This is a genomic window from Acanthopleuribacter pedis (genome assembly GCF_017377855.1).
In the GTDB taxonomy this organism is placed as follows: Bacteria; Acidobacteriota; Holophagae; order Acanthopleuribacterales; family Acanthopleuribacteraceae; genus Acanthopleuribacter; species Acanthopleuribacter pedis.
The window spans coordinates 115,372-136,679 of sequence record NZ_JAFREP010000003.1; the positions used below are offsets into that span (position 1 = coordinate 115,372).

Here is a 21,308-nt window from a genome sequence, read left to right on the forward strand (position 1 = left end):
AAAGTTGGTTGCGAATCATTTCGCCGTCCGCCGTTTGCTCGGTTATAATCGGCTTCGTTTATTGTGAAAGAGGTTATTGGTGTCAGCCTACCGCGTCCTTCCCCGAAGTGAACACGATATATCTCGAAAAAATATCTCGCAACCCGCGCTCAAGGTGTTGTATCGCCTCAAAAGCAAAGGGTATATGGCGCTGCTTGTCGGTGGGGCACTACGCGATTTAATGAGAGGGGTTCAGCCGCGCGATTACGATGTGGTGACCAACGCCTCGATTGATCAAATTCGCCACATTTTTAGGAACTCGAAAACCATCGGCAAACGTTTTCCCATCGTGCACACCTATTTTGCCGGTGATGTGATTGAAATTTCGAGTTTAAAACCGGCCGATGAAGATGACGGAGACAACCACGGGGATGCAGCCGAACTCGGCGATGATCACGAGGACACGGACGAGCGCGAGGCCTCGTTTACCTGCGACGAGCAACGGCAGTTGCTGCTCGTGGATGCGCGTCAGCGGGATTTTACGATTAACGCCATTTATTACGACATTCGCAACTTCGAGGTGATTGACCCCTTGGGTGCGATTGAACACCTGGAGCAACGTCGTTTGGTGCCCATCGGTGACCCGCGCGTGCGTTTTCAGGAAGACCCGGTGCGCATGTTGCGCGCGCTCAAGTTGTCGGAGCGCCACGGTTTTACCATTGCCGGCGACTTGGAAAAAGTTATTCAAGAGATGGCGGCCACGGTCAACGAAATTGGGCCCGGTCGAAAATATGAGGAACTGACCCGGATTTTGTTGAGCGAAGATGCCGAGGATGTGTTGGTTCGTCTGCGGCAAATGGGTTTGTTGCGGCGGTTGTGGCCTTCCGGTGACCAACTCCTCGAAAAATTGGGGTTTGGGGCCGTGGCCGAGTGTATCCACGCCGTGCCGATCCACTATTCCCGCGGGAGTTACGCCAAGGAAACCCACACCAAGCTGTGGATGAGTTTGTTTTTATTGACGGATCACCAGCCCACCACCTCCAGCAAGGAGGAGCGGCCTGCCTTGGATGCGTTTCTGGGGTCGCTTGGGATGCCGTTCCGTACGCCGATCATCGAGGCCTTGGCCTGTTTGGGTGCGTTGCGCCAACAAAAAGGCGCCTACGGCGGCGCCCCGATCAGCAGCGAAGTTGCCGGGATGCTTGAATTTTGGGTGGGCTCTTTCGAACCTCAGTTAAGCCAACAACTCGAACACTTTTTTAAGCACCATGCGGGCGGTGGTCGCCGTCGTCGCAAGGGCGGCGGTGAGCGCCGACCCGGTCAAAACACCGGTCATAAAGGCAAACCGCGTCGCCGTCGCCGCCGCCGTCGCGGCAACTGATCCGCCGGTTCGGTCCCCAGCAAAAAATCGTTTTCCGCTATGGGGTTAAGCCAACAGGAATGGTAAAGTGAGACGGCACGAAACGCCCGCCCATGCATGACTCGCTGAACCCTCGTTGGGGATGATTGCCGGGGGGCCGTTTGGTTCCGTCGGCGACCCGTGCGGGGGAGTACGGTTTTCGCCCGGCCGGCGTGCCGCGCGGTCGCAGAACCGAGCGGCCACAACAGGGTGGACCTGTTCTATCAAACGTCACCCACGGGTCGGGGCTGTTGCCGCCGTCCACCACGTTCCATAACGCACGACCCATGTGGGTGGTGGCTCCGGTTTCCCGCGCCTCGCGCGTTTCCTCGGCTGTGCCACTCGCTCAGGTGTCAGTAAGATTGAAGGAAGGTTTCATGACTTCGCCCCAAAACAGCGTATTACAAACCTATTTGCAGAACCTCGGCGGTGAGGCCCCCAACAGCGCCGCGGCCGGTTTCTATGCCGCCCTAGATCAAGTTTCCCAAACGATGCCCGTCGTCGCTGAAACCATTGTGCGCGAATACCGCGACCAGAGCCGCAACCTCAAGCTCATCGCCAGTGAGAACTATTCATCGCTGGCGACCCAGTTGGCGCACGGTAACCTGTTCACCGATAAATACGCCGAGGGTTTTACCGGCCACCGTTTCTACGCCGGTTGCGGCAACGTCGACACCATCGAAGCAGAGGCCTGCCGCTTGGCGTGCGAATTGTTTGACGCCGACCACGCCTTTGTTCAGCCCCACTCCGGTGCCGACGCCAACCTGGTGGCGTTCCTCGCCATCTTGGCCGCCCGCGTTCAAGCCCCCGAACTGGCGAAACGCGAGGCCAAAAGTGTGATGGCCTTGGATGAAGAAGCCTGGCGCGACCTGCGCGCCAAATCGCAGAACCACCGGTTGTTGGGTCTGGACCTCTATTCCGGCGGGCACCTGACCCACGGCTATCGCTTGAATATTTCGGGCCTGTTGTTCGAAGCCCATTCCTACAGCGTCAGCCCCGAAACGGGGGAACTCGATCTCGACGCCATTGCCGCCCAAGCCCGTGAGGTCAAGCCGCTGATTCTTTTGGCCGGCTACAGCGCCTACCCCCGCAAAATTAACTTTGCCAAAATGCGCGAGATTGCCGACGAGGTCGGTGCTGTGCTGATGGTCGACATGGCGCACTTCGCCGGTTTGGTCGCGGGCAAGGTGTTTACCGGTGATTACAACCCGGTCGCCCACGCCCACATCTGTACCTCCACCACCCACAAAACCCTGCGTGGTCCACGCGGTGGGATTGTGTTGTGTAAAGACGAATTCGCCGAATACGTCGACAAGGGTTGCCCGATGGTTCTGGGCGGTCCCTTGGCCCACGTGATGGCCGCCAAAGCCGTTGCCTTTAAGGAAGCGCTTTCGCCCGAATTCCAAACCTACGCCCAGCATGTGGTCGACAACGCCGACGCCCTGGCCAATGCCTGTTCCGAACTGGGCATGCCCGTGGTTTCCGGCGGTACCGACAACCACCTGATGTTGATCGATGTGGCCAAGGGTTTCAATATCAACGGCCGCCAAGCCGAAACCGCCCTGCGCTCTTGTGGGATTACCCTCAACCGCAACACCGTACCTTTTGACCCCAACGGTCCTTGGTACACCAGCGGCCTGCGTCTTGGGACCCCGGCTGTGACCAGCCTGGGCATGGGCGTCGCCGAGATGAAAGAAATCGCCGCCATTCTGCACCTGGTGCTGAGCAACACCAAAGCCGCCCTCAAAACCAAAGGCAAAGCCAAGGGGCAGCCCAGCCAGGTTAAGTACGAGCTGGATCAAGCCGTTATCGACCAGGCACAGCAACGCATGGGCGCCTTGCTGGAGCGCTTCCCCCTCTATCCCGAACTGAACCTGCCCTTCCTCCTGGAGCATTTTGGGATGGGTGCCGAAAGCGACGCCTAAAAACCGTCTCGCTGAAAGAAAACAAACCCGAGTTGCGGTGCAGTACCGTGGCTCGGGTTTTTTTGTGTTATGTGTGATTTTTTACTTGCGTCGCGGAATTTTAGCGACAACATTTAAAGCTAGCTGCCCGCGAACAGCGTCGGTATTTGCTGACGGCGTGGCACACGAGGCATTTTTTACAAAGACATAACACCAGTTTCGCCACAATGGCGGAATTCGCGCCCGATTGCCCAAGTGTAATCGGGCTTTTTTTATTTTTGGGAATGAGCCTGCCTGGTCCCGCGTTGTATGCACTTAGCGAACGTTGTTTTTGAACACGGGACGAGTCGCGGTATAGTTAGTTAATCGTTCCACCACTTTTCCACAAAAATCTCCGTGATCCCTCACGCGGATTCGTCCTGTTCGAATTGCGTTGCGAGACGTTTTTCTGCCGCTTGGCCGTCGCGCCGAGTTTGGGCAAGCACTAGGGAGGCCGTCCGTGAATGAAACGGTTGCGACCGTCATCGTCCTGGTTTTCGGTGTTTATGTGATTGTCGGTGTGGTTTTTGCCGCGTATTTTGTAACCAAGGGCTGCAACCAGATCGACCCCAACGCGCGCGACGGCTCGCCTGGTTTTCGCGTTTTAATTTTTCCCGGGGCCGCGGCCTTGTGGCCGTTGTTGTTGCGTCGGCTGTTGCAGGGACAACAACAGCCCCCGATAGAAACCAATCCCCATCGGGAACGGGCCGGGGGTGCCCCGTGATCCGTCCCCTGCGCAAACGGCATCAACTGATGACCTTCGTGCTCTTCCCGGCGGCGCTGGTCGTGCTGATCCTTGGTGCGAGCCAACAGCGAAATGTGCCGACCCAATCGCCGTTACCGGGACCTTTGCAGGGTGATTCGGGCCAAGGCACGCTCGTCTGGGAGCAGGCTGTGCCCACAAACCCGCCGCTAACGGCCAGGGTTTACGACCAAGCTGCCGCCGCGCGGCTGGAGTTGGCCTTTGAACAGACGCCCTTGATCGCCGACGGTTTGGTGTATTGGCAGGCCGACGGCGAAGATGGAACGCGGTTGTTACTGGGGCCGCTGCAGTCCGGTCCCAACAGCCGTTTCTTCCTACCGGAGGCGGGCAGGCAACAGGCCGGTCGCATTGTGATCCACAGCCTCGCCCATGGCGAAGCGGTGCTGGCGTTTGCGTTGCCGCAAGTGAAAAGGGCGTCCGCCGCGGGCGCGGGGGGGTCACCGTGAGTCTTGCCTACCAGGCGGTGGGATGGAACCGCCAAAAGAAGGTCTATGACGGCTGGTTGGCGGTCGGCATCTTGTTGTACCTTGCCGTGTTCATGGTGTTGGGTGCCGTCTTGTTTCCCAGCATCACCGCCGAAACCCTGCTGATCCGCGGTTTTGGCACCGCTTCCTTTGTGCTGCTGCACGTGATTCTGTACATCGGGCCCGCCGCCCGTTTGTTCCCGCGTTTGCTGCCGCTGCTGTACAACCGTCGCCACATGGGGGTTTCCATGTTTGTGTTGGGGTTGGCCCACGGGGTGTTGGCGCTGATTCAATACCACGTTGGAGGGGACCAGTTCCCCTTGGTCAGCTTGTTAACCAGCAACGGCGACTATGCAAGCGTGGTGAACTTTCCTTTCCAACTGCTTGGCTTTTTGGCCTTGGGTATTCTGTTTTTAATGGCCGCCACCAGCCACGATTTTTGGTTGGCCAACTTGACCGCCCCGGTCTGGAAGGCGCTGCACATGCTGGTGTATGTGGCTTACGCGTTGCTCGTTGCCCATGTGGCCTTGGGTTACCTGCAAAACCACGCCGCCCCGGTGACCACGGCCTTGCTCGGTTTGGGCGTGTTGGGTTTGTTTGGGTTGCACGCGGCCGCGGCCTTGCGCGAAGGCGCGACCGACAAAGAAGCCGAGGCGGACAACGGCTGGGTGTATGTGGCCCGGGTGGATGAGATTCTGGAAAATCGGGCGCGCATGATTTGTGCCGCCGGCGAACGCATCGCGGTCTTCAAATATGAGGGCAAGGTTTCGGCCGTTTCCAACGTGTGTCAGCACCAGAACGGTCCGCTCGGTGAGGGCAAAATCGTCGACGGTTGCATTACCTGCCCCTGGCATGGTTATCAGTACCGGCCCAAGGACGGTGCCTCACCGCCCCCGTTCACCGAAAAGATCCCGACCTTCCGCGCCAAGGTGACGGAGGGCAAGATCTACGTGGATCCCAAGCCGTTGCCACCGGGTACCGAGGTCGAACCCGCGCTGATTCAAGGGGAGGGCGTCGCATGAAGCAGGACCAGGACGAATTTTATGTGGGTTATCAACCCAAGGCGCCGGCCGGCATTGCCGGCGCGGTGCGGGGCACCGTGGTGCTGCTGTTGCTGCTGGGCGCGGTCGCGGCCTTCCTTATTGTGCGCGAGCAGAAAGACATCGCCGCTGCTTTGTTTGAATTCGGCGTGGTGCGCGAGTTTGAAGGCGTGATTGCCGCCAAACCCTACCCGATGTTGCGCGTGGCGCGACCGGATGCCGCCGGTGACGCGGAGGCTTTCTCGCGGTATTTGCTGGTGGCGCCGTTTAAGTTTGGGGCCGATCCGATTGTTGCGCCGTTTGACGGCAAAAAGGTTTCGCTGAAAGGCACCTTGATTTACCGCGACAACAAAACCATGATCGAGTTGGCGGCCGAGGATGCGCTTCGGGAAATCGGCGGCGGCGTCGGTGACAAGCCGGTTTCATTCGGGGAGGTCACCCTGAAGGGCGAGATTGTCGACAGCAAGTGTTTCTTGGGTGTGATGAATCCGGGCGAACTCAAGACCCACAAGGCCTGCGCGGTGCGTTGCATCAGCGGCGGCATTCCGCCGGTGTTGGTGGTGCGCGACGGGGAAGGGACGGTCAAAACTTTTTTGTTGGTCGACCGCAACCAGGGTCAGGTGAACCAGGCGGTGTTGCCGATGGTGGCCGAGCCGGTGGCGGTTACCGGTGAATTGGTGCGGTTGGACGACTGGTGGATGCTCAAGGCCGATCCCGAGAGCTACAAGTTACTATAATCGCACGGGCTTCGGCTTCGTAGCAGAATTCCTAGTGAGAAATGCGGGCTAGGTAAACGAGGGTTCGTTGCGGCCGGCTCGGGCCGCGGCGATGTCGTGCCATTCGTGGCCGTCGGGGACCTTGGCCAGTGCTTGCTCGAAGAAGCTGAAATCGGGTTTGTCCTGTTTGTGGCGTTGGCGCCAGACATTGACCTCGGGAAACAACTTGCGACAGGCTTCGTCGGGCGGCATTTCTTCCGGGGTGCTAAAGGTGAAGGCGTCGAAGGCGAGAAAGCGGCCGGCTTGCATGTAGGCGCTGTACCAGTTGAAGCGGTGGAAGGCGAGGAAGTTCCGGCGGGCGAGGCCGATGAAGCGAATCCAGCGCAGGGTGCCGCGTTTTTTGGCTTCGACTTGGTCGACCAGCCAGTTGGTGGGATCCGAGGCCGGGGTTTCGTCCGGTTCGGCGGCCCAGCGTTCGCGGTTGCGTTCCATTTCGGCCATGATTTGCTCGCGATCTTTGATTTGTTTTTCCACGAACCGCATCAGGTCGCGCAGGTAACCGCGTTTTTTGCGCAGGGCTTGGCAGTGGGCGAGCAAAACGCGTACGGAGTCGTTGGTGCGGGTAAAGATTTCGTCGAAATTGGCCGCGCGCAAGTGTTCCGCGAGGATGTCGAGCAGCTCTTTTTTAACCGTTTCAGGGAAGTGGTCCAGCCAGGCTTGGTGTTTGTCGTATTTGGCGGTAACAGCCTGGATATGTTCGATTTTGGCCTGTGTTACGGCCAAATCCTCGTTGATTTCGTCGAGGGTTTGCTGGAGTTCACCGTACTCTTCCGCCGCCCGAGGAAAGGAGCCTTTGCCGAGGTTGGCTTCGATCACCTGCATCGCCTTGGTTTCCCGTTGGGCGGAGAGGGTGACCACCCGCATAAATCGCGAAAAATTGCTTTCCTGGGATTGGTCGCCGAAGCGGCGTTGGTAGAGGTACTGAAATTCGGGGAAATCGTATTCGGAAAGGCGCGGCGTGATCGAATGCTTTTTGTTCTCAAGACGTTCGATTTTGAGGATGTAGGAGCCGGTATCGGGGTCGATCAGGGCGTCGCGGTAGGCAAACTCGCGATCTTGGGTGATGGCGGCCACCGCGCTGCTGTGTTCGTGGTAACCGGTTTCCCAGCGTTCGTAGGTTTCCAGGAGCAGGGGGGCGCCCATCACCTTGGCGACGTCTTCCACAACCGTGCGGTTGATGGTGGGGAGGAGGATCGAGGCCACGTGGTTAAAAGTCTGTTGGTATTGTCCGTCGATCAGGTCGCTGTCGCGCTGTAGATCGTCGCGTTCGACGAGCCAAAGATCGGTTTGTTCCTGGAGTCGCTGAATCGCCTGAGTCGCTTTTTGTTCAGCTTCACGGTTTGTTTTCAACAAGATACCCTCGCTTTTCCGCTGGAGTGGGTGCATGGCCCTCGGGATCCTGGGGAAAAGGCTAGCCGGCCAAGGATGCTTGGTCTGCGAAACCATGGTGGAAATAGAAATGGTTCAATCACATCGAAACAGGATCTTCATCGCGAGTAGAACGTCATCACGCACACGAGCTTTACGGAGAGAGCGGGAAAAAAGTTTGGTAGGGAAGGAAATGTAAAGCACGAGTTAAGGCGACGGCGCACCGGCAATGAGAGGTGGAACGGCAATGATGCGCGTGGCGGCGTTCCGTCTTGAGGCGGGAGGGTGCCGGCATGCGGCCACCGGATGGGCCCGTGATTTAGGAACGCGACGGATCGCGGCTACAAAGCGTAAAGTCACAGCTTATCCGAAATAAAGATAATGGTCTACGCTAATTTCGCGTGTGGGCGTGATTTGAGGCTCGCTGTAAATTACCTTATTGGGATAGATCGGGGCCCAGTCGCGCACTGAATAAATTCGCGTAGCTTGATGAGGTTAAACCGCAAACGAAGAATTTTCGTAATGGGCGCGAAGGCGGGTATCGAATTCAGGGGTGAAGCCCGCGCCTTCGTTTTGCTCCGTTGCTTCGATGAGGGCCAGGTCCTCGGTCTTGATTTGGAGCATGCCGACCAGGTCGTTAAAGAATTTGCGTTCCTCCGGGTCGAAGTCGAAATCGATGTGGGCCATGGCGTAGGCGCGCAGGGCGATGAAAAAACGGTCCTCGTATTTGTCGACTTGGGCGATGAGCTCGTGAATCGGCTTTTGTTTGACTTCTTCGAAGAGGACGTCCGCACTTAGGTTGACCTGGAGTTCTTGAAGGATTTCTTCCATCAGGGTGCGTTCTTCGCTGGTGATGATTCCGTCCGATAGGGCCATTTTTGCCAAGACGCGAACCGCGCCCATACGCAGTTCAAGTGGGGATCCGACAGTGTGACCGGTATTGCTCATCGGTGGGGCCTCCAGGTTCGAATAAAGTGAAAGGCATGAGGACAGCTTGATTGTAACCGAGCATGCCCGGAAAAAAAACGACCGGCATGCGTTTTCGTGAGCTGGTAGGGAATTGCGATCATTGCCTTGGTTGGACGCCGCCGGCGTGGGTGAGGTTCACAGACGCGGCGATGGGGCGTTTCGCCAAAAAAAAATGCCCGGCAATTGCCGGGCAAAATCAACTTTATTCAGAGGAGACTGAAGCTTCACTCGTGGGTTTGAAGCGTTCTGTCTATTTGCTATTGCTGCTCGTGGGATAATTCGTAGCTTTGTTTGCATGGGCGCCTTGCTCAGGGGCGCGCATACCGGCTAGGTATTCCCGCTTTCAGGAAGGGAGTAGAGCAACCCCGGTGCCAAAGGTGTCAAGTTTTGGCAAGTACTTTGAATTGAGGGGGATGTGTGTTTTGGCTCTTTCCCGCCCGAATGAAATTCGATAGAAAGTTGGGTTCTTTCTGGTGAAAAACGGAGAAAAAACCAAAAAGTGGCCGGTGGTTTTTGGTGAATTTCGAGGAACCCGGGATGGCGCGCCACCGGCGCTTCGAATCCCAACCTTATTTGATCCGGGTCAGGCATTTGTCCCAGTGGGTGTGGGTGAAGAAGCGCAGCGGAACGCGGGCGTAAACCCACAAAAAGCCGAGGCCTTGGGCCTCGTGGGTGTTGGCTTCTTCGCCGTAGCTCCACCAAACCCAGTAGGGACGCCCCTCGACCAACTCGCTCGGCAGCAAGCCCCATTCGCGGCAATCCCGGCTGCGGTTGCGGTTGTCGCCCATCACCAAGTAAAACCCCTCGGGGATGGTTTCGCCGCTTGCCTCATCGAGACGTTTTTCCAGTTGGTCAATGAAGGTTTGATCTGTTTCAGGAAACTCCTTGCGCATTTGGCGAACCTGTATTTTGGTTTGGTTGATCAGCATGCGCGTGGAAATGGTGCGGTTGTAAATATGACTGGGGTCGGCGTTTTCCAGGCCGGGTTTCATGGTGTCGTAATGCATCGGCAGGTTGCTGTTGTTGGGATCGCGGTCGCCCAGTTCGCTGCCGGTTAAGCGCGATTTCAGGTAGATGTAATCTTCGTCCAAGGCCTCGCCGTTGATGAAGACCTGATCGTTGTGGATGTCGACCTTTTCGCCCGGCAACCCGATGAGCCGTTTGACCCAACGTTCCCGTGAATCGAGTGGAAACTTAAACACCACCACGTCGCCGCGTTTGGGTTCACGAATCGGCATCAGGGCACGGTCCAAGGCGCCGCCGCCTCGCGAAAACACCATGCTGTTTAGGGTGATGTGGTCGCCGATCAGCAGGGAGTTCTCCATCGACTGGGTGGGGATCTTGAAGTTTTGGAACACGTAGGTGCTGAAAAACAGAAAAAAACAAATCATCCACAGAAAAAACTGCGTGTAGTCGCGGACCACACTCAGTTCTGCCGGATCTTTTTCTTTTTTGCTGTCCTTGCCTTTGATGGCGTCCAGTATTTTGGTGTTTTTCTCACTCATGAGGGACCTCGTCGATGGGCTGGGGGATGGGGGGGGCGTTTAATTTTGTGGCGCGTCTTTTGGCGTGTTGGATTCCGCTTGGGTCGGCAGGGGTTCCAGTTCCTCAATGGTGATGAGGTCCTCCAGACGCGGTTCGGGAATGACCGTGTAAACCATGGCGCTGCGTTTGAGCGGGGTTTCGATGTCCACATGTCCCAGGAGGGTTTCACTGCCGTTGCCTTCCACCAGGATTTTGACCTGGGTGGCATCCTCGAAATTGTCGAGGATGCTGTTGACCAGGCTGTAGACCAAATAGGTTTCGCCGCCCGCGCCGACCTGAAGGTTGGCCAGGAACTTTTGCTTGAAGTCGATGACCACCGTACCGTCGGCGACCATGTAAACTTCGCGGACGTACGTGTCCTTCGGCCAAATCGCGCGACCCTCTGCTTCCCTGGGCGGGATGGTCAGGTGGTCGATAACCTGCAACAGCTGACTGGTGCGGCTGTTTTTCACGATGGCGCGCTGAAGCGGAATCAGACCGTCGTATTCGCTGTGGCGAAAATAGATCATAACCTTGCGCTGCGCGTCCTCGTCGAACCAGGGCGAAGGGTCGTTAGAGGGTGTCGGATTTTGGTCGAGCGCGTTGTTTTCAACCAGGGCGAGGTCGGCTTGGGTTTGCGCTTCGTCGGAAATAGGGGCCGTGACCCGTTCAGTGCTTTGGCAGGCGGCCAGGAACCCGAGCAGAAGCGCTGAGAGGAGGAGGGCGCAATGCTTCATGGCGTCTGATCCTCCACGACATCATTCATTGGGAAGGGCTCTGACTCCGACGGCTTTTGGGCGCGCGCACGTACGTCTTGATCGTAGAGCAGGACCGCCTCGGTGACCGCCGTGGCCAGGTCGTTTTTGAACGAATCACTGCGAAGTTTTCGTTCCTCACTGGGGTTGGAGATGAAGGCGGCTTCGAACAGAATCGCCGGCATTAACGCACCCTTGAGTACCTTGAGCGGCGCTTGTTTTACGCCGCGACTGCGAATACCGGCCAAGCTGTTGAGCTGGTCCTGAATATGTTTGGCCAGTCGGAAACTGTCCTCGGTGTGTTTGGTTTGGGCCATATCCCACAGCATCAAGGTCAGGTCGTCGCTTAGGGGGTCGGGCTCACCGTTGGCCTGTTCCTTTTCTTCTTCGCCAAATTCGCGGTTGTGGCTGTCGACACTGGCGTTGCTTTCGCCGTCCATGGACAGGTAATAGGTCTCGCTGCCGCGCGCGTTGGCGATGCGCACCGCGTTGACGTGGACCGAAATGAAGAGATCGGCTTTGAAGTGGTTGGCGATGGCGGTGCGGGTTTTTAACGAAAGGAAGATGTCTTCTTCGCGGGTGAGCTTGATCTCAAAATCGCCCGCTTCCTTGAGTTTCTCCGCGAGTCGTTTGGAGAGATCCAGCACCACGTCTTTTTCAAGGAGGCCGGTGGGGCCGGTGGCGCCGACGTCGATGCCGCCGTGACCGGGATCAATCACAATACGGCGGATGCCGCCCTGAATTTCGTGTTGGATATCCGCGGTGGTTTCGACCTCGGGCCGAAAATGACCACTCAGGGTGATGAGGGTGCGTGGGTCCTTGGAGATAAAAGGCGCGACCTCGTATTTGGTGACATCCGGGCCGATTTTAAACAACAGTTCGGTGGAGCCGTCGGGGAGGTTGTGAAACGGTTCCATGGCGAGGACGGCTTCGTTGGCGATGAAGTTTTCTTTTTCAAACAAAATGGGGCTGTGTGGGATTTTAACCAGCAATGCCCGTTGGAGTTGTTCCACCTTGGGCGGGTTGACCGCCTGATTGAACAAAATCGAAATTTGGAATTGGCCGCCGCGGCGCAGGGTGCGAATGGTCGCCACCATATCTTGCTGTAGGGGGACGTGCATGCTTTTGCTGGAGCGGTCGTAAATGACCTGCACGCCCATGAGATCGGTCAGTACACGGGTGAGGTGGAGGGCTTGCACAAAAACAGCACCCTCGCGTTCCTGAATCGCAAAAGGTGCTTTAATGCGGGCGTAATAAGCGTCTTGAGTATCGAGGTTGATGCGGCATTCCCGTTGGCTCACATTCAGAATGAGCGTGCGCTCGCTGAGGATGGGGGTCGCTAATTGGAGCGAGGTCAGTACGGCGTCAAGGCGCAAATAGGGGGGACGCGTGCCCCGCAAGATTTCAATCGGGTGGGCTTCGGTGCCGTGGTAAAGCGTGATGAAGTTGTTGTTTTTTTGTCCCAAACACAACAGGCCGGTGAGCAGAAGCCAGCCGCAAAACAGCATCTTTGGGGAAACGGGACGAAAAAACGCGCGTGCCGTCATATCCATGCAAATCCTATCATCGGGTTCGGCGGGCCGAGGGGGCCGTACCGGGGTCGCGAGGTGGGTGGAGACCCAAAGCCACCCATTGTAGCTTAAACAGAGCAGGAGCTGGGCCAAGTTCTCCCGACGGATCCGAATCGTCCATGACGGCGGCCTGTCTGTCATGGGTTATTTACGTGCGCCGGTTGACGGCTTTAGGTGCCGGTGTGACGCCTGGCTCCTGTCCTGACGTTTTAAAATCAAGATCTTACGGCTGCTGGATCGAAGCGCGTCGTCCCTTGCGGCCGGCGCGAGAGACTTTGTGATTTGGACCTTGACCCGTTTGGTACCCGCTGTATTCGCGGGGGGGCCGGCGCGGAGGGAAGGGTGCCGGCCCGGCGCGCGGACGACGAAATGACGCCGCGGCCGGTGGTGGCGGCCCGATTTCGGGACCGGCAAACAGGGCCCCGCGGATTTTGCTAGAAGGTGAAAGAAACGCGGCGGTTTTTGGCCCAGGCGGTTTCCCCTTTGCTCGGATCGAGGGGTTTCAGTTCACCGTAGCTGATGGTGCGCATCTGGTTGGCTGGAACACCGAGTTGGAGCAGGTAACGTTTGACCGCTTGGGCACGGCGCTCACCCAGGGCGAGGTTGTAATCGTCGGTGCCGCGGGTGTCGGCGTGGCCTTCCAGGAGGATCGGCATGTCGGGATTCGCTTTGAGTGCTTGCGCATAGCGGCTTAATTTATCGCGGGCCGATTCGGTTAGGGCGGACTGATCAAAGTTAAAAAAGACAGGGTCCCAATCCAGGTTCCCCGGCAAGTTGCTGTTGTAGGTATCGATCACATTGAGTTTTTGTGAGTCGATGGATTCCTCGTCGTAGGGACTGGTGGGATAACCGACCTCGTCTTCCGAGATACGGGTTGCGTCATCGTTGCCGCCGCCGCGGTTGTTGTCGTAAACGGTATCGCCGTCACTGTTCAGGTTCGGCCCGCGAACGGGAGGTTTGGGGCCGCCGCAGGCGCTGAGTAAAACCAAAAGCAGCAAACAAACCCCCACCGGGGTGCGGCATAAAAAAGAAAATAATGTGCGGTTCCATTCGAAATCGTGATTCACCGGTTGGCTCACGTTCCGTCCTCCTCGTGTTTGTGATCGAAAAGCCGGCGGTTGGTCGCCGAGGGTGTGCCGCCGGGTAAGGGTTGCTCGGCGGGTCATGGACCCTGCATCGGATGCGTGCGACAAGGGATGATCGTGGTTGGATTCTCTAACGAAATAAAACGCTGGATGTTGCCAAAAACACGCCGCACGCCACACCCACTTCTCTTGCATCGTGGTCCCCATTCTAGCGCAAGCCTGGTGTGGAAGGAACGGTCTGCCTTCGGGGCCGGCCGATGGACCGGCATTTTAACGGGACCCAGTGTTCGCCTCACCCATCGGCACCCTTAATACGTTGGGAAAAAGCCGGCGAACTCGCCGCTTGGCAGCCCGCTAAATCCGCGACCCCAACTGAAGGGAGGGGCCGGTTTCGGCGGTTCACCACCACTCGCGGGCAGGCTGCAAAACCGGGTCGTTCCTGGGGGAGGCGCCCCGCGAGGGCGTTTCATGTGTAAAGACGGAAATGGTATGGTTAATCACCTTTCCCCTGAAACCCTTATGGAGGCGTTGGATGAGTATCTACCTGCTGGCCTTAGTGTGGCTCCAGAACCCCGTGATTGATGAAGAGTTGCGGGTCACCTACGTCCTCCTTGATGTCAAAGCCGCCGACCGGCGCGGCAATCCCGTTCACGATCTCAAAAAAGAAGATTTTGTGGTCACTGAAAACAAAAAACCCGTTGAGGTTACCTTCTTTGAAATGAAGGATTTTCAGGTCGGGGTGCCGGACGTGGTGCAAACCGGCATGCGCGATTACGACCGCGGCAAAACCCCACCGGGTGTACGCCAAATTATTTTGGCCCTCGATTTTGAGTCCCTTGATGAACGACAGAAAACCAAAACCTTCGCCATGTTGCGGGACTTCCTCAAAAACCTGGAGCCGCCATTCACCTATCTAATCAACATTCACAGCTTGGAGCGGGGTTCGGTCAGCGACGGTTTTGTATCCTCACCGAAGCGCGCCATTGCCGCCTTGGACGCCTTTGAACACCGGATGAAGGACCTCAAGTTTCGGGGCGGGAACCGCGGGCTTTTGCTGGGCGACGGCGGTGATCGCGGCTTTCAGATGTCCCGTGGACCGGTCGGATCCGGCGGCACCCGTGGCGAGATCGGTGATTTTGAAACCCTGGAAGAGGCTTTTCGCGAATGTGTCCAGAATTTCAACGGCATGGGTGGCGGTGCCTTGGAGCGTTGCCTCAACGATACCCTCAACCAATTCATGGAAATGCATCAATTCCGCACTGAGCGCGTGCTGGGCGAACTGGAAATTTTGGCGGCGACTTATACCGATACCGAGTCCCTCAAGCTGATGTTTTTTGTGTCACCCGGTTTCACCATGAGTGAACCTTCGTCGGCGACCCAGATGGCCGTGCATATTTTGACCGAGGCGCGCAGCGGCACCGTGGATCCACGCCGCCAACGACAACAACCCTCGCTGTTGCGCGGCCGGAGTTACCGCAAGGATTTAGACTTGCAACGTGTTTTGCATACCTGTATCAAAAACCGGGTTATTTTCCATACCTTTGACGTTTACAACACCGGTGCGGAAAGCAAGCGGGCCGGCAGCGCCAAGTACCAAGCTGGGGTTTCGAGCGAGGTTCGCGGTTTTTACCGGTCTTATGTCAACGATGTCGGCTACGGATTGCGGGAATTGGCCAATGAATCGGGGGGTTCCTTCACGCGCGTGTTTACCTTGCGGGGCCCGATGATCAAAACCATCGCCGCCAATCAGGTGTTTTATGTATTGGGTTACAACTCGCCGCCTGGAAAAGCCGGTAAATACCGAAAAATCAAGATAAAGAGCAAGCGGCGCGGGGTTAAATTGGCATACCGTAGCGGCTATTTTGGAGGTTGAGCGACTTTACCTCGAGGTGTTGTTTAGGCTTCTTTGTCCTGTTTGCGCCGGCTTTTATCGTTCGCTTCAGTCGAAATCAAACGATCACCGGCTTGAATTGCGCTACAATGTGGCAACCTTTCATCGCACCGTGCGTCCGTCTGGTGGTTGCTCCGAGTGGCATTCCGTTTCGTACCGCCCGCCGCGGCAAGGAAACAGATTTGGGGAAACACCCATTCTTCCGTTTTCCCCACCGGAACCCCGGCCTTTGGATTGGCAAAGACAAAATCCTCTCTTGAGGCAGTTACCCCGTGCGGTTTGATGAGGTGGTTGGAACCGCCCCATGGATGGGCATGATTTGGTTCAACTTAAACCGGGAGCATTAGCTTGGCGCTATCACGTATTCTTATTGTTGAAGATACGCCCTTTCCGCGAGCCATTCTTCAGCGGCAATTGCAACAGATGGGCTACGAGGTTATCGCCGCCGCGGACGGTACCGAAGCCTGGGAAATCCTTCAAACTGAAACGATTAACTTCGTTATCACCGATTGGTTGATGCCCAACATGAACGGCCTCGAGTTGTGTCGTCGTATTCGGCAGCATGATTTCCCCCGTTACATCTATATTATTCTGCTCACCGCCAAGGGCGACAAGAACGACCTGATCGCCGGCTTGGAAGCCGGTGCCGACGACTTTATGGTCAAGCCGTGTAACCCCTTGGAACTCAAGGTAAAGGTTCTTGCCGGAGACCGGGTTCTCAAGTACGAAAAAACCTTGGTGGATCAACACCGCAAACTCGAGCGGGCGCACCAACAGATCTCCGATCAATTGGAAACCACCGCCAGCAACTTGCGGTTGGCCGCCAAATTCCAAAAAGCACTGCTGCCCACGGAGTCGGCGACCATTGACGACATTCGCTTTGAATCCATGTTTGTGCCTTGTGAAGTCGTGGCTGGTGATTTCTTTAACTTCTTTAAACTGAACGAGGAACGCACCGCGTTTTTTCTGTTGGATGTTGCCGGGCACGGGATTCCCGCGGCCATGCTTTCCTTCACGCTGTCCCATGTGATTTCGCCCGATCCCTTCCAGATGCAGGGCGTGGTGATGGGTCACACCACCTACGGTTACCTGGATTTCACCAACCCGATGGCCTTGGCCGGCCGGCTCAACCAAATTTTTGAGGTGCGTTCCGACGGGCAACAGTACTTCACCATGGTTTACGGCATCATCGACAAAGCGATGGAAGAGGTTCACTTCACCCAGGCCGGGCACCCACCGATTATCTATCTACCCCACGACGCCCCCCCGAAACTGGTGGGCGACGGCGGTTTTCCCATGGGCGTATTCCCGGATACCGAGTTCGAGGTTTACAGTTTCCCCTTCCGCGCGGGGGATCGCTTGTTTGTTTATTCCGACGGGGTGACCACCTGTTTTAATCCCAAAAATGAACCCTTTTCGACCGAGCGCTTCATGCGCATTTTGGATAAACATCGCAAGGCACCACTGCGGGAAGGGTTGCTGGTAACCAAAAAAGAACTGCACGAATGGCGGCTTTCCGACCAATTCGAGGACGATCTCTCGGTTTTGGCCATCGAACGCGCCCCGCGCGAGGATGATCGGGACGGACCGCGCGCGGTTGATTTAGCTGAGCTGGATTAGATCGAGGACGGCTTAATCGCTTGTGGGTCTATCCCTGCATGGTGTTTTCTTCCTTATTTCTCAGGATGTCAGGATGGTATGAGGATGCGGCCGGGCCTCGTGGACCTCTTTTAGGCGTTCCCGACGCGGATGGTGTCGTTGCTTCGATTGGTGGTAGCCGGGACGTTTTCCGGGACGCCGCGGTCGTGCCGGCCAAGTATGGCTTGATCAGCCTTCATTCTCAGGTGCCGCAATAAGTTGAGGATGGCGCCTCTCCGTTTTTCCTTTTTAGGGTTGTGACAGGTAAGGGTTACTTTTTAGGGATTCGGCGCGGTGGGTCACCGCATCAAAACCTGAACCAGATCAACGAAGTGACGGCACCATCCGCGGCGTAACCCCGGCAAAAAAGCGAGCGAGGCGGAACCGCAATCCTCAAAATCGAAATATCTTGAGAAAAGAAGTCGAAGCGACCCATCCATCCACGACGCAAACAGGCCAAAGAGGGAACCTCTACCAAATCGCCCATCCTGACCAGAGAGGGAACCCCGGCAAATCCGTCCATCCTCACCAAAAAATCACAGACCAAACCAACCCCAATCCATACCCATCCGCCGCCTCATCATTGAAAGTCCCCTGCTTGTTCATCATTTCCTAATGTGCGTTTTTCTGCTCGGAAGTCAGAATTCTTACGTTATAATCCACGTGTTTGTATTTGCGCTCTTTTTGCCGACCCGGGCTTCTTCCGGGCTCGCGGCGAACCGGAAAACGGGCGGTCCGAAGACCTTGAACCGAATCACCGCGAGGGATCGCGTTTCTTAGGTTGAATCGCACGTAAACGGTCTGATTCTGGTCCCCATGGTTCACCGTTCGCCGGTTCAACCGCGGGAAACCACGGGCGTGTTGCATTTTTATTTCCACCTTTGACCATGTGAAAGGCGTGTCCATGCGAGGTCTTATGCATCAACCGCTCATCTCCAACCTGACCCATCAGATTCAGTTTCAAATCGATAGTAACCTCGAGGACGTGGCGTTGGCCGGTGTGTCCGTGCGTGCCCTTTGCAATCATTTTGAGATGGGCAGTGAGGTTGCCTACCAGGTGGAGCTTTGCGTGGTCGAGATGCTCAACAATGTTATTGAGCATGGTTATAAGTTTCAAAAGGGCCACGATATTAAAGTACGTTTTGGTGTCGGCGACGGGCGGTTGGAAGTGATCATCATCGACGAGGCCGAACCAATGGGTGGCACCAACGAACCTCGTTTGTGTTACGATATTGAAAACATTGAATCTATACCTGAAAACGGTTATGGGCGCTATCTCGTGAAGCAAATCATGGATCAGGTCGACTACCGCACCGAGCGGGGTTCCAACTACCTCAGCATGGTGAAGAGCCTTTCCTAGCCATCCCTGATTCGCAAGGATTCGTCCGAAGCTGGTGGCGATGGCCCGTTGTGCAGCCTGTTTTGAACAACCCTTTACGATGGATGAACCCTGCGCCAAGTGCGGCTTTCGCCACGGCGAGACCGAGCAAGGCGACGCCTTACCGATTGGGACGCTCCTGCGCGAGCGGTTTGCGGTCGGGGCCGTGGCGGAACCAAGCCTTCCTTTTGGCTTCCATTACCGCGCTTGGGACAAGGAATTTGACAACGCCGTGCGCCTGTTCGAATACTGTCCTAAGGGCATTGGTTTCCGCGATGAGCGTGGCCTCGGCGTCCATGTTCGCGATGATCGTGGCGAGATGTTATTCGATACCGGGCTCAAAGGTTTTGAATCGCAAATCGCCCTTTTGCAGGAGTTGAGCCATCCCTGCCTGGTTAAAATTCGCACCACCTTCCACGAGTACGGCACCTTTTATGTCGCCAAGGAACCGGTGCTGGGTGTCTCCCTCAAAGCCCACCTCGCCATGCGTCGTTTGACCGAAGGTGTCGCCGTTCACCAGGTCATGCCGATGTTGGCCGCCCTGTCCCAGGCCCACAAGGCGGAACTGTTACACGGCAACATCCAGCCCGGGGTGGTGCGCGTGAGCCGAAGTGACCACCTGGTTCTTGATTTCTTTTCCACGCCCTTCTACCAGCAGGCGCGTTTTGTGGGCGACCTCCGCGCCGGCTTTAACGCCGCCTTCCGCGCCTCCGGCGCCTTTGAGGATGAGATCGACGCCGGCGACGATGTATTCAGTGCCGGCACCTTATTGGCCTGGATGCTGAACATCCAAACCGCGCGGCTCCAGGACGCGGTCACCGCTGAGGCCCAGGCGCCGCAATCCGCCGGGCCGGAACCCGAACCGCACGCGCCCCAGGGTGCCAAAGCCGCGCAAGAGGCTGCCGCCCTCGAAGCCGCCGCGGCCGAAGAGGACCCCACCGCTTGGCTTTCGGCTGAGCTGGTCGCGGTGCTGCGGGAAGCTGTCCATCGGGATCCGCAACAGCGTTTTCGCACCATTGACCAGTTGCGCGCCGCGCTCAGCAGCGTGCCGGCTTACCAAGAATATCTCCAACTGCAAGAGCCGGAGGCGCCGCCGCCGCGGCGTGTTCCCACGGAGGAAGTCGAAGCGGGCGGGCTGCCGCCGTGGATGGTTTCCGATTGGCCCTGGCCGGCTTTTGGGCTGGGGGCGATGGCCACCATTCTCGGCGTTTGGCAAAACACGCCGCTTTTGGTGGGAAGCGGCATGGGTTTAATGGGGGTTGGTGGTCTTGGTGGGGTGGCCGTGCTGCTGGCGCGTCGCGCCGGCCGATTCACCACGCCCGGCGCGGCCCCGCAACGCATCGCGCCTTGGCGCAACGGGTACTTTAAAACCGTGGCCGCGGTGAAAGACGGCGATGATCAAGGCCCTATTTTCGGTTATTTGCTCGAGCATTTTCGCAAGGCCGAGATTTTGGGTGATCTGACCAACATGCAAAAGCTCCGCGATACCTTCGCCCAACACGCGGAACGAGACGATCGTCAGTTGGCCGCCATGGACCAAGCCGTCAAACGACAGGACCAGAAGCGCCGTCAATTAACCCAGGCCGAGGAATCTTGGGCGCGGGCCGTGAAGGTCAAAGACTTCGATGAAATGGGTCGGCTCCTCAAGGCCTACCAAGGGGCGGACAAAACGCTTTACGAACAGCGTCGCAAACAATTTGGGCGCCTCACCAAAGGCAAAAAGAAGTACGTCTGCAAAAAAGTCAAAATGGCGTTCATTTTAATCCCGGCCGGTTCCTTTCTGTTGGGTTCCAACGACGGCGAGGCCAATGAGCGCCCGGTTACGCCCGTCACCCTCACCCGCGCCTTTTACATGGCGAAATTTCCCGTCACCCAAGGCCAATGGATCAGCCTCATGAAAACCAAACCCTGGGCGGGCAAAGCGGGTGCCATAGACAACCCCAACGCCCCGGCCACCCATGTCAGTCACCGCCAAGCCGTTAACTACGCCTTGAAGCTGAATGCCGCCTTAGGGGTTAACCAGTACCGCCTGCCCACCGAGGCCGAATGGGAATATGCCTGTCGCGCGGGTCACAGCGACGCCTGGTACTTTGGCCACGGTCGCGAGCGCCTCGGCCAATACGCGTGGTTTTTGGACAATACCCTCGAAAAAGGGCTCACCACGGCCCAGCAAGTCGGCCGTAAGCGAAACAATGTCTGGGGTTTGTATGACATGATCGGCAACGTTTGGGAGTGGTGTGCCGACAGCCCTTGGCGTTATCCCGGTTCCGCCGCCCGTGATCCCCACGGCGACAGCGAGGGTTTTGAGTACAGCGTGCGCGGCGGCAGTTATCAAAACACCGCTTGGGTCTGCCGCGTCTCCGTGCGCGGCACCAACCCCGCCGATTACACCGGCCCCGACCAAGGTTTCCGCTTGGCCCGAAACCTTGAGTGAGTCCGACCGGTTTAAAAAAAGTTGGGCAGCCGTTTTACCACGCGGCGGATCGATTTTTGGAACGCGGCCTCGTCCATGTCCGCGTAAACCGCGCGAATCTCCGCCACGCTCAGTCCGTCCGCGAGCATGGCCGCCATCATTTCCTCCGTCATGGTGAGCGGGGCTTTTTTTGGTTTGGGGGCCGGCGTTGGGTCGGGGGATTTTTGACGCCCGAACCACGCAAACTTTTTGAACCAACCCAAGCAAGACCTCCGCTTGATGTGTTTGGCGCGCGGGACTTGGGGGATCATGCCACGTTTTGCAGGGAACCCGCACTTTTTACAAGGATCGCTCG

17 protein-coding genes are annotated in these 21,308 nt (G+C 57.2%); 10 read left to right on the forward strand and 7 right to left on the reverse strand.

Going from position 1 to position 21,308, the window contains the following annotated elements; genetic code table 11:
• Positions 1-79: 79 nt before the first annotated feature.
• The 6 genes from J3U88_RS03925 (at position 80) to J3U88_RS03950 (ending at position 6,322) form a co-directional block, all read left to right on the forward strand.
• A complete protein-coding gene (locus J3U88_RS03925; protein ID WP_207856922.1) occupies positions 80-1,357 on the forward strand; it encodes a tRNA nucleotidyltransferase/poly(A) polymerase-related protein in 1,278 nt (425 codons plus the stop codon).
• Between the two features lie 395 nt (positions 1,358-1,752).
• The gene (locus J3U88_RS03930; protein ID WP_207856923.1) at positions 1,753-3,300 is read left to right on the forward strand and encodes a glycine hydroxymethyltransferase; all 1,548 of its coding nucleotides are present in this window, start codon (positions 1,753-1,755) and stop codon (positions 3,298-3,300) included.
• 478 nt (positions 3,301-3,778) lie between these two features.
• Complete coding sequence (locus tag J3U88_RS03935; RefSeq protein ID WP_207856925.1) at positions 3,779-4,042, forward strand: hypothetical protein; 264 nt, start codon at positions 3,779-3,781, stop codon at positions 4,040-4,042.
• Entirely contained in the window at positions 4,039-4,527 is a 489-nt protein-coding gene (locus tag J3U88_RS03940) for a hypothetical protein (RefSeq protein WP_207856927.1), read from the forward strand. The genes J3U88_RS03935 and J3U88_RS03940 overlap by 4 nt, the downstream gene beginning before the upstream one ends.
• On the forward strand, positions 4,524-5,567 hold the full coding sequence (locus tag J3U88_RS03945; RefSeq protein ID WP_207856929.1) for a Rieske 2Fe-2S domain-containing protein: 1,044 nt from the start codon (positions 4,524-4,526) through the stop codon (positions 5,565-5,567). Before J3U88_RS03940 ends, J3U88_RS03945 begins: the two co-directional genes overlap by 4 nt.
• The gene (locus J3U88_RS03950) at positions 5,564-6,322 is read left to right on the forward strand and encodes a hypothetical protein (protein WP_207856931.1); all 759 of its coding nucleotides are present in this window, start codon (positions 5,564-5,566) and stop codon (positions 6,320-6,322) included. Before J3U88_RS03945 ends, J3U88_RS03950 begins: the two co-directional genes overlap by 4 nt.
• A 48-nt stretch (positions 6,323-6,370) precedes the next feature.
• On the opposite strand, the gene J3U88_RS03955 is transcribed toward J3U88_RS03950, so the two are convergent.
• From J3U88_RS03955 to pal, 6 genes are all read right to left on the reverse strand, one after another.
• Positions 6,371-7,714, reverse strand: coding sequence for a hypothetical protein (locus J3U88_RS03955; protein ID WP_207856933.1), 1,344 nt, complete (start codon positions 7,712-7,714; stop codon positions 6,371-6,373).
• A gap of 510 nt (positions 7,715-8,224) precedes the next feature.
• Positions 8,225-8,677: a tellurite resistance TerB family protein gene (locus J3U88_RS03960; protein ID WP_207856934.1), complete on the reverse strand. Its 453-nt coding sequence runs from the start codon at positions 8,675-8,677 to the stop codon at positions 8,225-8,227.
• Between the two features lie 590 nt (positions 8,678-9,267).
• Positions 9,268-10,203: a signal peptidase I gene (lepB, locus tag J3U88_RS03965; RefSeq protein ID WP_207856936.1), complete on the reverse strand. Its 936-nt coding sequence runs from the start codon at positions 10,201-10,203 to the stop codon at positions 9,268-9,270.
• Positions 10,204-10,242: 39 nt separating this feature from the next.
• Complete coding sequence (locus tag J3U88_RS03970) at positions 10,243-10,959, reverse strand: GerMN domain-containing protein (RefSeq protein ID WP_207856938.1); 717 nt, start codon at positions 10,957-10,959, stop codon at positions 10,243-10,245.
• Positions 10,956-12,524: an N-acetylmuramoyl-L-alanine amidase family protein gene (locus J3U88_RS03975; RefSeq protein WP_207856940.1), complete on the reverse strand. Its 1,569-nt coding sequence runs from the start codon at positions 12,522-12,524 to the stop codon at positions 10,956-10,958. The genes J3U88_RS03970 and J3U88_RS03975 overlap by 4 nt, the downstream gene beginning before the upstream one ends.
• Positions 12,525-12,982: 458 nt before the next feature.
• Positions 12,983-13,627, reverse strand: a complete 645-nt coding sequence (gene pal, locus J3U88_RS03980; protein WP_341535171.1) for a peptidoglycan-associated lipoprotein Pal — start codon at positions 13,625-13,627, stop codon at positions 12,983-12,985.
• Between the two features lie 538 nt (positions 13,628-14,165).
• Here pal and J3U88_RS03985 point away from each other — a divergent pair.
• From J3U88_RS03985 to J3U88_RS04000, 4 genes are all read left to right on the forward strand, one after another.
• Positions 14,166-15,506, forward strand: coding sequence for a VWA domain-containing protein (locus tag J3U88_RS03985; protein WP_207856944.1), 1,341 nt, complete (start codon positions 14,166-14,168; stop codon positions 15,504-15,506).
• A gap of 366 nt (positions 15,507-15,872) precedes the next feature.
• Positions 15,873-17,144, forward strand: a complete 1,272-nt coding sequence (locus tag J3U88_RS03990) for a PP2C family protein-serine/threonine phosphatase (protein WP_207856946.1) — start codon at positions 15,873-15,875, stop codon at positions 17,142-17,144.
• A 934-nt stretch (positions 17,145-18,078) separates the two neighbouring features.
• Positions 18,079-18,522, forward strand: coding sequence for an ATP-binding protein (locus J3U88_RS03995; RefSeq protein WP_207856948.1), 444 nt, complete (start codon positions 18,079-18,081; stop codon positions 18,520-18,522).
• Positions 18,523-18,562: 40 nt separating this feature from the next.
• Positions 18,563-20,974 (forward strand): SUMF1/EgtB/PvdO family nonheme iron enzyme, encoded by a 2,412-nt coding sequence (locus J3U88_RS04000; protein WP_207856955.1) that lies wholly within the window; start codon positions 18,563-18,565, stop codon positions 20,972-20,974.
• Positions 20,975-20,985: 11 nt separating this feature from the next.
• Here J3U88_RS04000 and J3U88_RS04005 read toward each other — a convergent pair whose 3' ends face one another.
• Positions 20,986-21,216, reverse strand: a complete 231-nt coding sequence (locus J3U88_RS04005) for a patatin-like phospholipase domain-containing protein (RefSeq protein ID WP_207856957.1) — start codon at positions 21,214-21,216, stop codon at positions 20,986-20,988.
• Between the last annotated feature and the right edge of the window lie 92 nt (positions 21,217-21,308).

Bases quoted from the DNA above. Each gene is read 5' to 3' on its own strand.
- J3U88_RS03930 (WP_207856923.1), top strand. From the start codon at position 1,753: ATGACTTCGCCCCAAAACAGCGTATTACAAACCTATTTGCAGAACCTC.
- J3U88_RS03950 (WP_207856931.1), top strand. From the start codon at position 5,564: ATGAAGCAGGACCAGGACGAATTTTATGTGGGTTATCAACCCAAGGCG.
- J3U88_RS03960 (WP_207856934.1), bottom strand. From the start codon at position 8,677: ATGAGCAATACCGGTCACACTGTCGGATCCCCACTTGAACTGCGTATG.
- lepB (WP_207856936.1), bottom strand. From the start codon at position 10,203: ATGAGTGAGAAAAACACCAAAATACTGGACGCCATCAAAGGCAAGGAC.
- J3U88_RS03970 (WP_207856938.1), bottom strand. From the start codon at position 10,959: ATGAAGCATTGCGCCCTCCTCCTCTCAGCGCTTCTGCTCGGGTTCCTG.
- J3U88_RS03975 (WP_207856940.1), bottom strand. From the start codon at position 12,524: ATGACGGCACGCGCGTTTTTTCGTCCCGTTTCCCCAAAGATGCTGTTT.
- J3U88_RS03985 (WP_207856944.1), top strand. From the start codon at position 14,166: ATGAGTATCTACCTGCTGGCCTTAGTGTGGCTCCAGAACCCCGTGATT.
- J3U88_RS03995 (WP_207856948.1), top strand. From the start codon at position 18,079: ATGCATCAACCGCTCATCTCCAACCTGACCCATCAGATTCAGTTTCAA.
- J3U88_RS04000 (WP_207856955.1), top strand. From the start codon at position 18,563: ATGGCCCGTTGTGCAGCCTGTTTTGAACAACCCTTTACGATGGATGAA.